Source organism: Luteimonas sp. 100069 (genome assembly GCF_003813845.1).
In the GTDB taxonomy this organism is placed as follows: domain Bacteria; phylum Pseudomonadota; class Gammaproteobacteria; order Xanthomonadales; family Xanthomonadaceae; genus Luteimonas; species Luteimonas chenhongjianii.
This window is the reverse complement of record NZ_RPFN01000005.1, coordinates 284,780-296,800: the sequence shown is the minus strand read 5'-3', so window position 1 is coordinate 296,800 and position 12,021 is coordinate 284,780. Positions and strand designations below refer to the sequence as shown.

Annotated in this window: 13 protein-coding genes and 1 pseudogene; 8 read left to right on the top strand and 6 right to left on the bottom strand. The window is 68.4% G+C overall.

Annotation, left to right across the window (positions count from 1 at the left end; translation table 11 throughout):
- Positions 1-171: 171 nt before the first annotated feature.
- On the bottom strand, positions 172-381 hold the full coding sequence (locus EGK76_RS12720; protein ID WP_096297164.1) for a cold-shock protein: 210 nt from the start codon (positions 379-381) through the stop codon (positions 172-174).
- A 468-nt stretch (positions 382-849) separates the two neighbouring features.
- Between EGK76_RS12720 and EGK76_RS15435 the strand changes: the two genes are divergently transcribed.
- Entirely contained in the window at positions 850-993 is a 144-nt protein-coding gene (locus tag EGK76_RS15435) for a hypothetical protein (RefSeq protein WP_157745268.1), read from the top strand.
- 901 nt (positions 994-1,894) lie between these two features.
- Here the strand turns inward: EGK76_RS15435 and EGK76_RS12715 are convergent.
- From EGK76_RS12715 to EGK76_RS12705, 3 genes are all read right to left on the bottom strand, one after another.
- On the bottom strand, positions 1,895-2,272 hold the full coding sequence (locus EGK76_RS12715) for a response regulator (RefSeq protein ID WP_123832837.1): 378 nt from the start codon (positions 2,270-2,272) through the stop codon (positions 1,895-1,897).
- Positions 2,269-3,267 (bottom strand): HWE histidine kinase domain-containing protein, encoded by a 999-nt coding sequence (locus EGK76_RS12710; RefSeq protein ID WP_233580298.1) that lies wholly within the window; start codon positions 3,265-3,267, stop codon positions 2,269-2,271. Before EGK76_RS12710 ends, EGK76_RS12715 begins: the two co-directional genes overlap by 4 nt.
- Positions 3,268-3,602: 335 nt before the next feature.
- Positions 3,603-4,316, bottom strand: a complete 714-nt coding sequence (locus tag EGK76_RS12705) for an EAL domain-containing protein (protein ID WP_123832883.1) — start codon at positions 4,314-4,316, stop codon at positions 3,603-3,605.
- A 265-nt stretch (positions 4,317-4,581) separates the two neighbouring features.
- Here EGK76_RS12705 and EGK76_RS12700 point away from each other — a divergent pair, with 265 nt between their 5' ends.
- From EGK76_RS12700 to EGK76_RS15735, 3 genes are all read left to right on the top strand, one after another.
- A complete protein-coding gene (locus tag EGK76_RS12700) occupies positions 4,582-5,106 on the top strand; it encodes a hemerythrin domain-containing protein (RefSeq protein WP_096297168.1) in 525 nt (174 codons plus the stop codon).
- A gap of 313 nt (positions 5,107-5,419) precedes the next feature.
- Positions 5,420-6,742, top strand: coding sequence for a glycoside hydrolase family 2 TIM barrel-domain containing protein (locus EGK76_RS12695; protein ID WP_123832836.1), 1,323 nt, complete (start codon positions 5,420-5,422; stop codon positions 6,740-6,742).
- A gap of 210 nt (positions 6,743-6,952) precedes the next feature.
- Complete coding sequence (locus EGK76_RS15735; RefSeq protein ID WP_255409788.1) at positions 6,953-7,084, top strand: hypothetical protein; 132 nt, start codon at positions 6,953-6,955, stop codon at positions 7,082-7,084.
- A gap of 66 nt (positions 7,085-7,150) precedes the next feature.
- On the opposite strand, the gene EGK76_RS12690 is transcribed toward EGK76_RS15735, so the two are convergent.
- A complete protein-coding gene (locus EGK76_RS12690) occupies positions 7,151-7,861 on the bottom strand; it encodes a response regulator transcription factor (protein ID WP_096297170.1) in 711 nt (236 codons plus the stop codon).
- A 181-nt stretch (positions 7,862-8,042) separates the two neighbouring features.
- Here EGK76_RS12690 and EGK76_RS12685 point away from each other — a divergent pair.
- A pseudogene (locus EGK76_RS12685) lies at positions 8,043-8,478 on the top strand (VOC family protein).
- Between the two features lie 5 nt (positions 8,479-8,483).
- Here the strand turns inward: EGK76_RS12685 and EGK76_RS12680 are convergent.
- The gene (locus EGK76_RS12680; RefSeq protein WP_158613498.1) at positions 8,484-10,040 is read right to left on the bottom strand and encodes a GGDEF domain-containing protein; all 1,557 of its coding nucleotides are present in this window, start codon (positions 10,038-10,040) and stop codon (positions 8,484-8,486) included.
- A gap of 246 nt (positions 10,041-10,286) precedes the next feature.
- Here EGK76_RS12680 and EGK76_RS12675 point away from each other — a divergent pair, with 246 nt between their 5' ends.
- The 3 genes from EGK76_RS12675 (at position 10,287) to EGK76_RS12665 (ending at position 11,899) form a co-directional block, all read left to right on the top strand.
- Positions 10,287-10,610, top strand: coding sequence for a DUF6122 family protein (locus EGK76_RS12675; RefSeq protein ID WP_096297173.1), 324 nt, complete (start codon positions 10,287-10,289; stop codon positions 10,608-10,610).
- Positions 10,600-11,247: an NAD(P)H-binding protein gene (locus EGK76_RS12670; protein WP_096297174.1), complete on the top strand. Its 648-nt coding sequence runs from the start codon at positions 10,600-10,602 to the stop codon at positions 11,245-11,247. The genes EGK76_RS12675 and EGK76_RS12670 overlap by 11 nt, the downstream gene beginning before the upstream one ends.
- A 91-nt stretch (positions 11,248-11,338) precedes the next feature.
- Positions 11,339-11,899 (top strand): hypothetical protein, encoded by a 561-nt coding sequence (locus EGK76_RS12665; protein ID WP_123832834.1) that lies wholly within the window; start codon positions 11,339-11,341, stop codon positions 11,897-11,899.
- Positions 11,900-12,021: the final 122 nt, after the last annotated feature.

The following is a 12,021-nucleotide window of genomic DNA, read 5'->3' as shown; positions in this document are numbered from 1 at the left end:
GCGCGGCGCGGGCATATGCGGAAAGCAGCGGGCCGTGCCGGGATGCATGCGCGCCGCAGGCGCCAGACGGGCGCGCACTGCGATGAATCGCGGGGGCGGGCCCATAAAAAAAACCCCGGGCGTCTCCGCCCGGGGTTTTCTTGGCCGCTTGCGCGGCGCAGGTCGAGTGGATTACTCGGCCTGGACTTCTTCAGCCTGCAGGCCCTTCTGGCCCTGCGCGACGACGAACGAGACCTTCTGGCCTTCCTGGAGCGACTTGAAGCCGCTGCCCTGGATCGAACGGAAGTGGACGAACAGGTCATCGCCGCTCTGCGGGGTGATGAAGCCGAAGCCCTTGGCGTCGTTGAACCACTTGACGGTACCGGTCTGACGATTGCTCATGGTGTTACTCCTTGGATCAGTGTTGGGATGCACGGCACCGCAAAACACGGCGCCGGGACTGTATCGAGCAAGGGGTAACGCGAAGCGATGGAGCGGATCGTCTGGAAAGGCCGTTGCCGGCCCTGGAACCTGTGATCAACCGCATCGGAGCCACGATGTACCGTGATCCCGCTTGTACAGTGCAGGCACCTTACATCACTTTTGCGCCGCGCCGTGGAAATTCCTTCATGACGTTCAATGCGTAGACCAGCGGCGGAGCCTCATGGTCGGTCGGCCTGGACACCTCGGGCGGCGCTGTGACCGGCTTTGTGATGCCAGAACGCGGTTGGCCGAGTGGCTGGAAATCGCCGCTCGAAACTGACTGCCCTGTACAGCCTGCGCTCGGGAACGCGCCGGAGAGCGCCATTCTCGACGGGTGCTTGACCCCACACGGCGCAGACTGCGATGCCCACAGCCCAGGCGACATCGATGAGCATTCCCCAGACGCCCGACAGCATCCGCAAGTCCCAGCAGGAGAAGACGCCTGCGCAGAAGCCCGCGGACGAGCAGCCGCGGAAGCTGTCCAACGAGGACGAGGGTGACCGCGCCGACGAGCGACAGGGCGGCCACTGAGCCGATGCGTGAGCGGGCTCAGGCTCGATGCCGGGCACTGAGCGGCGTGCAGCTGGACGGAGCGCGCGGGGACGTTACCGGCCGATCAGCTGCGACCTCCATGACCTGCTGCGACGTGCGGCAACGCGGCGTGTGATCGTTCGTCCGCCTGCAAGTCCGCGAGGCACCGGCGGCGGAATACACCACGATCGAAGCGCGGATTGCGGATGTAGTCGCGCGTCCCCAAGGCGAATTCCCGGTACTCGACAGCGGTGGCGTTGCGGGGCTCGACCAGGGCGTCTCCATCGATGGTGTCCGCCGGGCAGACGATCCAGCCTGAGCGTCCGTCGCGCGCCGCTCCATCTGTAACCGCCAGGTGCACTGTCCGCATGGCCGGTCGCGGAGTAGGCGACGGCGCCCCGGAAGATGCCCGCATGCCTTCCCGACACGCCCATCTCGCCGCTGTGCAGCGCTCGCAAAAACCTGTCCTGGTGGTACCTGCCTGTCTGCCCGAACTGCCGCCCCTGCCCGGCGATGCCCTGGGGTGGCGGAACCCGATGGTCCGCGATCACTTCTGCGCAACCAATGGCACACCTGCTTCGATCACCCTGCCGGCTCGTTCGTCCTCTCCTCGGTAACGTAGCTCGACGACGGAAGCTTAGAGCTCCGTTCCGGGGCCGCGCGTGCGCGGGTCGAGGATCCACAGGCCGCATTCGAACTCGCGGCCGGCTGGGCGATGGCGGCCGATGTCGCGGCCCTTCTCGCAGGCTGACAGCTCCTTGCTCGCACCGCGCTGCGCGCCGACGGCATCGTCGGCGTGACAATTCGAATGCGTCGCGAGCGATGCCGTCGCAACAGAAAGCGGAGTGCGAAGCGTGACGGGTGTCGTTGTGGATCAGGGCGCCCAGCGCCAAACAACGACCTAATGGGTCGCCGGTGGCGCCCGTGAACCGCTGTGCTGGAGCGCCTGTTTCAGCGCGTCGGCGCCATATGGCTTCTGCAGCGTGTGAATACTTTTGAGGCGGACGGGCACGCCGGCGGCGCCGTAGCCGCTCATGAAAATGAAGGGAATCCCGCGCTCCAGCAGCGAGTCCGCGATCGGAAAGCTCTGCTCGCCGCCCAGGTTGATGTCCAGGATGGCGAAGTCGATGTCGTGGGTATCGAGAATCGCCAGCGCGCTTGCGACCGTCGAAGCGATCGCCGGCATCGCATAGCCGAGATCCGAGAGAAAATCCTCGAGCAGCATCGCCAGGATGGATTCGTCCTCGACGACGAGGATCTTCGCGTCCGCCGCGATCATTGCGCGCTGCTGTCGAGCGGGACCGTGGCCCGGAATACCAGGCCGTCCGGTGCATAGGTCACTTCGACCTCGCCATCGAGATCGTTGCGCAGGCCGCGCTCGAGCAGGCGTGCGCCGAAGCCGCGCCGGGTCGGGGTTTCGACCGCCGGTCCTCCGGTTTCGTGCCAGACGAGTTCCAGCGCCTCGGCCTCGTCGGTGCGGACGAGTTTCCACTCGATCCGCACCCGCCCGGCACCACGCGACAGCGCGCCGTACTTGGCGGCATTGCTGGCCAGCTCGTGCAGGGCCATCGCCACTGCCAGTGCACGTTTCGGATCGAGCCTGCAGGGTGGGCCATCAAGGAAGAAATGATGCGCGGCCCCGGCCAGGCGGGGGGCGATCGCTCCGGCAACGATGTCGCGGACGTCGGCGCTGCGCCAGTTCTCGCGGGTCAGCACGTCGTGCGCGCGCGACAGCGCGAGCAGACGCGCCTCGATCTTGCAGTTGCCGTCCTCCAGGCTCTCGGCGGTGTCGAGCGTCTGCCGGGTCAGCGACTGCACCGTCGACAGCGTGTTCTTGACCCGGTGGTTGAGTTCATGGACCAGCGACTGCAGGTGTTGTTCATGCATGCGCCGCTCGGTCACATCGCGCGTGGACCCGGCGACGGCTTCGACCTCGCCATCGGTGCCGAGCACCGGCGTGAAAATGTAGTCGTAGATGCGCCTGCCTTTCTCCTGGTGCTCGAACGGCACGTCGCCGCGGACCGGTGCGCGCGTGGCGACGACCCGATCGATCTCCTCGCCATGCATTTCCGCGTGCCAGGGCTCGTAACCGATCTCCAGGCACGTCTTGCCGGCCGCTTGTTCCCAGGTCATGCCCCACATCGTCAGCAGCGCATCGTTCGCATAGACGAAGCGGTGCTGGAGGTCGAAGACACAGAGGAGGTCCGGAGTGGCCTGCAGCAGGGTGTCATAAGCGCGCCATGCCGCAGGGTCACGATGTTGGCCAAACTGCACGGGGCGGACTCGTTGAAAGTTGACCGACTCTAGCATCGGCTCCGATGTCGCCGCGTCACGAAGCGCACAAATGAAGGGCCGCGAAGGTCGCATTGCGCCGGCTGCGTCGCGCGCGCGATGCCTTGGGCCGGGACGCATCATGGAACGCGCAGACGGTCGCGGTCGACGCTGCAGCGGCGAATCCGGCGCGCCACGTACAGCTCAAGCGCTGGGCGCACGGCACGGTGGGTTGCCGCCGGTGCCGGCCGGACGAGTCGCGAAACCCGCAGGTCGCGCGCGGACGCAGGATCCGCGAGGGGAACACCGCGCCGCAGGGCTGCGCCACGGGCCGCCGATCAGGTTTCCGGTGCCCCGGCGAGCCGCTGCCACAGTGCGTCGGGGACATCTTCCAGCGCCTCAAGGCTGGCCCTGCCGAACAGGTAGCCCTGGAACAGCGGCACGCCGAGTGCGCGCAGCTGGCGGTATTCGGCCTCCGTTTCCACACCCTCGGCGAGTACGGTGGAGCCGATGGACGTGGCGATCTGCATGATGCCGCGGGTGATCGCGATGCGGACCGGATCGGCGTCGATACCGCGGACCAGCGCGATGTCGAGCTTGAGCATATCGGGCTGGAAATTGGCCAGCAGCGTCAGTCCGGCGTAGCCGGCGCCGAAGTCGTCGATCGCGGTCATGAAGCCGCGGCTTCGATAGTCGCGGAAGATGCCGGTCAGGTGCCGGTGATCGCGGACCTGTTCCGACTCCGCGGTTTCGAAGATCAGTCGGTCGGTCGGAAATCCGAAGGTCTGTGCAGCGACAAGCGTCAGCCGGATGCAGGTCGCCGCCTCGTAGACGGCGTTGGGAAGGAAATTGATCGACAGCCGCTGGCGCAGTCCGAGCCTGGCCGCGGTCTCGATCGCCTTGACCCGGCAGGTCTGGTCGAAGCGGTACAGCTGGGCCGGGCTGACGCGGGCGATGACCTCGCCGGCACTGCCGCCATCGACACCGCGCACCAGCGCCTCGTAGCCGAAGATCGAGCGGTCGCGAGCGTCGACGATCGGCTGGAACGCCATGCGGACGTCGAAGTCGAGGCGGTCGTCGCCGCCGCAGTTGGCGCACGGATGCGGGGAGGGCGTCGCGCCGAAGATTTTTTCGAGATACACGCGAGCTCCCGGTCCGATGGAACGTGCAGTGCAGCAACTTGCGTGCCATTACGTGCCGCTGCGCGCCGCAACTGCCTGTGCAGCCCACTGTGACGGCGCTCGGGGAATGAAGCCTTCACGTTGGCGCGAAGGTCCGTGCCGTTCAGTAGGCGCCACGACAAGCCGGGAGCCAGTCATGCGCGACATTCTCAAGACGCTCGAAAACGAACACGGTCAGCTGCGGACGCTGTTTGCAGCGATCAACGCGACCACCGACCGGGCGGAGAAGAAGCGCGCGGATCTGTTGGAGAAGATCGAGGCGGTGCTGGTGCCGCACGCGAAATGGGAAGAGCTGGTGTTCTATCCGGCATACGCGGAGCGGGCTTCGCACGATCAGCTGCTGCTGCACGCCGAGGCCATCCAGGAACATCGCGCGGTCGAGCTGACGGTGCTGCCCGATCTCCATGCGTCGGCGAAGAACACCCGCCAGTTCGCAGGCTCGGTGAAGGTGCTGTCGGAATTCATCACCCACCACGCCGATGAGGAGGAAGACGAGATGTTCAAGGCGGCGCGGACCCTCTTCTCGCCGGAAGAGCTGGCCGACCTCGACGAGCAGTACGAGGAGTGGAAGGCCTCGCCGGCCGCCTCGGCCGTGACCTTCCATGCAAAGGCGAAGACCGCGATCAAGTCCGCGCTGCGCAATCCAACGGCGCCGGGCTGACCCCTCGCGGTCGCATGTGCACAGGCACCGGCCGATCAGTCGGCCGGGTTGTGGTGCGAAGGAGGGCAGGGTTGGCCGCATTGGCCAGCCTGGATGGCGCGCCATTCCGTCGATATCGAATTCCTTGGCGCTGCGCGCCTGAGCCTGCGCGAGCGCCGAGGCGCCTGCAGCGACTGCCGTAGCCAGCTTGAAGGGAGGCGCAGTGCGCGGGTGCAGCGCCGATCGCGGGCGTTTTGCGCGCGTGGTGGCGCTGGAAGCGCATGGCATCATCGCGCCGCGGGGCAAGCACGTCCTGTATCCACCGAGACCTGCAATGCGCGCACGCCCAACGCTGTTCTGCCTGTTTGCCCTGACGCTTGCCGCCCTGGCGGCGCCCGCCGCCGCCGTGCCGAAAGAGGTGCGCGTGCTGGAGGACCGCAGCGGCGCGCACGTGCTGCAGGTGGCTGGCGCGCCGTTCCGGATCCGCGGCGCAGGTCTGCAGGACGGTGACCAGGAAGCGCTGGCCGCACGCGGCGCGAACTCCTTCCGGACCTGGCATACCGCGGAAGATCCGGCTGCCGTCCTCGAGATGCTCGATCGCGCCGAGCGTAATGGCCTGATGGTTGCGATGGGCCTGCATGTCGGCAAGGAGCGTCACGGTTTCGATTTCGACGACGCCGCGGCGATCGAAGCGCAACAGGCGCGCCTGCTCGCCCAGGTGCGCGCCTACAAGGACCATCCCGCGGTGCTGATGTGGGTGGTCGGCAACGAGTTGAACCTGGAATCGCGCGACCCACGGGTCTGGGACGTGGTCGAATCGCTGACCACCGCGATCCAGGCCGAGGACCCGCAGCATCCGGTGATGACGCCGCTGGCAGGGTTCGACCCTGCGCTCGCCACATTGCTGCGCACGCGCGCGCCGTCGCTGGACCTGATCGGCATCCAGATGTACGGCGATATCGGCGAGCTGCCGGCCAAGCTCGAGGCCGCGCAGTGGCGCGGGCCCTACGTGGTCACCGAATGGGGACCGACCGGTCACTGGGAAAGTCCGGAAACCCGCTGGGGCGCCGCGATCGAGGACACCGCATCGCGCAAGGCCGAGCTGCTGGCCGAGCGCTATACGCGTGTCATCGAGGCCGACGCTGCGCAGGGCCTGGGCTCCTACGTGTTCCTGTGGGGCCAGAAGCAGGAGCGCACGCCCACCTGGTACGGCCTGTTCCTGTCGAGCGGCGAGTCCACGCCCGGCGTCGATGCGATGCAGAAGCTGTGGACCGGCGCCTGGCCCGCCAACCGCGCGCCACAGATCTCGCCATTGCGTCTGGATGGGCGGGTGGCGACCGACAGCGTGGTGCTGTCCCCCGACGCCCCGTATGTGGCGCAGGTCGAGGCAGCCGATCCGGACGGCGATGCCCTGGCCTATGCCTGGGTCGTACGCGAAGAGAGCCGCGCGACCTCGATCGGTGGTGATCCCGAAACCCTGCCCCCCGAGATCGAGCTGCGGGGGGCGGACAGCGCGGTGGACGGCCAGCTGTCGTTCGAGGCGCCGTCGCAGCCGGGCGCGTACCGGCTGTTCGTCGACGTGCGCGACGGGCAGGGCCATGCGGCCTATGCCAATTTTCCGTTCCATGTGGGGGCGCCGCCGGCCAGCGCGGAGTGAGCCGCTGCGCGCGCTGATCGTGCGCGGCCCGAGCCAACAGGCAGGCGTGTCCGCGCTTGCGTGCGAGTGCGACCGGGCGGCGTCACGTGCCGGCCTGCCTCGGCTGCCCCACTGCGCCGGGACCGTACTGAATACCCCGTGCTCGCGACGGACTCACGCGCTGCGGTGGAACGTGCGCCCCACGGCGAATCCCCGCCGTTGGAGCCAGCCATGAACAACCAGAATCCCCGGCAGTCATCGCAGTCGGATACCCGCAATACGCCGGGCCAGCAGGACGGCCGCGACGAGGCCCGGCGCCAGGCGGCGCAGCGGCAGTCCGGCCGGGACACCGAAGAGGAATGAGACCGACGGCCTTGCCGTCATGTCCCAGGTGCGATGCCCCGCGGGCGGGGCATCGCTGTACAGGCTTCAGGCGACGGCCTTGTCGAGGTCGGCGATGCGGTAGCCGGCACCGGTGATGGTATGCAGCAGCTGGACGTCCTGGTCCCGATCCACCGCCTTCCGCAGGTTGTAGAGATGGCTGCGTAGCGTGTCGGAATCGGGCAGCGACAGCCCCCAGATTTCCTGTTCGATTTCGCGGCGGCTGACCACGCGCGGTGCTTCACGCATCAGGATGGTCAGGATCTTCAGCGCGATCGGCGCCAGGTTCAATTCCCGACCGCCGCGCTGCACGCGCAGGGACGCGGGATCGAGGACCAGGTCGGCGATCTGCAGCACGCTTGCGCCCACTTCCCGGCGCTCGCGCCGGATCAGCGCACGCACACGCGCCTCGAGCTCCTTGATGTCGAAGGGCTTCGTCAGGTAGTCGTCGGCGCCTGCCTCCAGGCCCTCGATCTTCTCCTCCAGAGAATCGCGCGCGGTGAGCATCAGGATCGGCGTGGTACTGCGGTGTTCGGTGCGCAGGCGGCGGCAGACTTCCAGCCCGCCGAGGCGGGGCAGCATCAGGTCGAGCACGATGACGTCGAAGGTGATATCGGCCGCCAGATTCACCGCATCGATACCGTCGGCCGCGTAATCGACCTCGAAGCCGCGGCCCTCCAGAAACTCCCCCACCGGCTCGGAAATGTTGCGGTTGTCCTCAACCAGCAGGATGAGGCCGCCAGGACTGTGGTGGGCCATCAACAAGACTCCGTGAATAAGTTGAATTTAGGTTCGCGAGGCTCCCATCAAGGTGGTGGAAATCGGGTGAAAGCCGCGTTGCGATTCGGGCGTCCGGGATAACGCTTCCAAGCCGCCGGAGTGGTTGCCCCGGGCCGCTGTCGAGGGTGCAATGGGCGTCCACAGCAGTGGAGTTCCAGACATGCAGACCCAGGATCTGCACCGCGGTCGCCTGATCGATCATCTGCAGCTCGTGGTGACCGATCTCGATGCCAGCCGAAGGTTCTACGAGGCGGTTCTCGGGGGCCCTGGGCGTGCCGATCGGCGGTGACGGACCCGGATACTTCTGGGCCGATGAACTGTTCGTCTCCAGCCCGGACAGCGAGGCTGCGGACGGCGTCCCCACCGGACGCCATCACCTGGCATTCCAGGCCAGGGACCGCGCGATGGTGGACGCCTTCCACGCCGCCGGTCTGGCGGCCGGTGGTCGTGACCACGGCGCCCCGGGCGAGCGGTCGTACCACCCCGGCTACTACGCCGCGTTCCTGCTCGATCCCGACGGCAACAACATCGAAGCGGTGTTCCACGGAGAGGCGCAGCGCAGCGCGGCCTCGGTGGAGATCACGTTCGACGGCTGAGTGCGTCAGTCGGCCAGCGCGGCGGACGGGCACTCCATTTCCGTCCGGTCGCGGCCCGCATGCTTGGCGGCATACATCGCCGCATCGGCGCGCTGCAGCAGCGCGGCACCATCGGCATCGCCGGGCCGCAGCGCGCTGATGCCGGCGCTGAAGGTGACGTGGAGCCCGGGCCCATCCAGGACCGCCCCGGCGCCGGACAGCATCCTGCGCAGGGATTCGATGCGCATGCGTGCGAGGGCGGGATCCGCGCCTGGCAGGATCACCAGGAACTCCTCGCCCCCGATACGTGCCACATGGTCGCCGCTGCGGAAGGCGGCGCACAGGGTGCGGGCGACATGGCGCAGCACCCGGTCGCCGCAGTCGTGGCCGTGGGAGTCGTTGATCCGCTTGAAGTGGTCGAGATCGACGAACACGATCGTGAGCGCGGTGCCACTCTCGCGCGCCGCCGCGATGCAGATCGCAAGGCATTCCAGCGCCGCGCGCCGGTTGGGCAGTCCGGTCAGTGCATCGGTCTGCGCGAGTCGCTTCATCTCGTCGCGTTGCCGCCGCAGCGCGCCCAGGCGCAAGGTCAGCACCATGCTGCAGATCAATGCGAGCCAGCCGCCCGAGAGCATGAAGGCCTCGACCTTCCACATCGCCAGCGTCTCGGGCGCAAGCACTTGCATGGCCGCCACCGCGAGGAAGGGCACCACGCCCGCCAGCAACGAGCCGCTGCTCCGGCGCCGCCAGAGCGCGATCACCGAAGCCACGGCGAACGCGATCGCCAGGACATAGAGCCCCAACTCGGTGATCACCGACATCGTCGCCAATGCAGCCGCCGGGAGAAACGGTGCCGACAGGCCGGCCAGCACCAGTGCCCACGCCGCCAGCCGCGCGCCGCGTTCGAGCCCGGCCGCGTGCCGGTGCAGCCATGACTGGCGTATCAGGGCCAGCGTCGTCGCGCCGACCAGTGCCACGCCCAGTCCGATCAGCGCCTGCACCGCGTAGCCCGCGAGCGGTAGCCACGGGCGCGGCCAGGCCCACAGACCGGACAGCAATGTCAGCCAGATCGCGAACAGCCCGGTCGTCCCGGCGTAGGTCAGGAAGACCCGTTCGCGGGTGGCCACGAAGCTCAGCAGCGCGGACATCACCAGGGTCAGCACCACGGCAAGGGACGCGACCCGGATCGCGAAACGGACGATGTCCGCGCGCTGCACCGGCGCCGGTTCGCCCAGCTGCACGATCGGTCGCCAAAGCGGCAGTGGTCGGGCGTCGTATTCGATCTCGATCGGCGCGGTATCGCCCGCTTCCGGCACGAGCACCGTGCCGACGCCGGCGCGGAACCGCGAATCGAGCGTGCGTGCATCTTCGAGCGTGCCGCAGCGCTCGCGCATGCGCTGGCGGATGTCGACCTCGCCGGAAATCGCGTTGAGCACCACGACCGCCTGCGGATGTCCCGACCAGCCGCCTGGCGGCGCCGGAAGCTGCAGCACCTGACGCTGGCCGGACTCGTGGACATGCACGCATTCGTGCTGCGCATCGGAGCCCAGCGCGGGTCCACCGATGACCACCGGTGCAGGCATGCCGGCGCGCCCGCATGCCGCAAGCGTGCACATCAGTGCCGCTATCGCGATGGATCCCACCATCGCCCGCCAACCGTGCCTTCCCATCATGCTCCGTGCCCGAGACCGTCAGTCTCCCGGGAAGGGAGCGCGCAAGAGTGTACCGGGCGCCGGTGATGCTCCCTGAAAAGCGCGTGCGCGATGCGGCCGTGACCGATGCCTCGCCAGCGCCTAAGCTGGGGCGGACGCCACAGCATGCTTCCGGCCATGGGCACCCGTGCGATTCTTCATCTGCTGCTGCATGTCGCCGTGCCCGCGCTGCTGGCGTGGATGTTCTGGCGCGAGCGCTTCGCTCGCGCCTGGGGCCTGCTGATGCTGGGATGGGTCATCGATATCGATCATCTGCTGGCCGATCCGGTCTATGCGCCGGGGCGTTGCAGCATCGGCACCCATCCCCTGCATACCGCGCCAGCGATCGCGGTCTACGCGGGCCTCACCGTGCCGAGGCGCACTCGCCTGTTCGGCATCGGCCTGCTGGTGCACATCGCGCTCGATGCGATCGACTGCGTGTGGATGCGCCATGCGAACTGAAGGGAAGACAGTCCTGCTGGTCGGGGCGAGCGGCCTGGTCGGCAGCCATGTGCTCACCCGCCTGCTGGCCGAGCCGCGGGTGGCGGGCGTAATCGCGCCGGTGCGACGTCCACTGGCCCGTGTCGATGCGCGGCTGCAGGCGCCGCTGGTGGACTTCGATGCGCTGCCGGATACGGCGTCGATGTGGGCAGTGGACGCGGTGATCTGCACGCTCGGCACGACGATGGCCCAGGCCGGCTCGCGCGAGGCGTTCCGGCGCGTGGATTTCGAGTACCCGCTGCAGATCGCCGCACGGGCGCGCCAACATGGCGCCACGGCCTTCGCGCTGACCTCGGCCATGGGCGCGGACGCGCGGTCCAGGTTCTTCTACAACCGGGTCAAGGGCGAACTCGAAGCGGCCCTGCGTGCGCAGGGCTGGCCATCGCTGACTTTCGTGCGCCCGGGCCTGATCGCAGGCGAGCGCAGCGGGCGCCGACCGGCCGAACACCTCGCAGGACGCGTGCTCGGGGCGCTCGGGCCGATCCTGCCGCGCCGTTTCCGGGCCAGTCCCGCGCCGCGGATCGCCGATGCGCTGGTCGACCACGCGCTGGCGGCGACGCCCGGCGTCGGGATCGTCGACGCCGCGGCGCTTGCCTGAACGCGGCCAGCGCCGATTCAAGCCCGCAGTGCTAGCGTCGGCATCCCGGGCACGACTCGCCCACGAAACCGGAACAGGCCATGCAATGCGGATGACGTCACTGCTCTGGATCCCGCTGATGGCCCTGTCGGGGATGGCGGCGGCGCATGGGGAGGACCGGGTCGATCTGAGTTTGCCGGCCCAGCCGATGTTCACCGGAGCCGGCGCATTCGGCGACGGCGAGTACACCGGGCCGCGGATCCCGGCGCCGGACGACCGGCGCGCGCACCAACAGCTGGCATCGCGTGGCGGCTGCCCGAGCGCGCCCGACGGCAGCGAGCGCACCGTGACCGGCAGCGTGAGCACCGGGGTTGGGTATTCCTCGCGCGGTGGCAACAGCCACTGGAACGCCGCCGACATCAGCCTGTGCAAGGAAACGGTCGGCGACAATGGGCGGCCCGGCACGATGCAGCTCAACCTGCGCGTCGCCCAGCACGACGGCCCGGGGTACCCGGGCCATTACGGCGTGGGTCTTGGACCCTATGACAGCCCGGGCGGATTCGGCGCCGGCAGCTATTTCGACGGGTTCGGCCCCGGCTGGCGCGATCTGCACGAACCCGGCCTTCGCGTCCGTACCGAATCATGGACGGATGGGCGGCAGCCCTGGCGCTGAGCGCAGTTGCCCGGTTCGGGCTGCCACCGTGCAGGCCGAGCCCGCGTGTTCTGAAGCCGGCGCCCGAGCACGATCGGGCGTGACGGCAGCCGCAGATGTCGGCTGGCGTCCGAAGCCGCGGC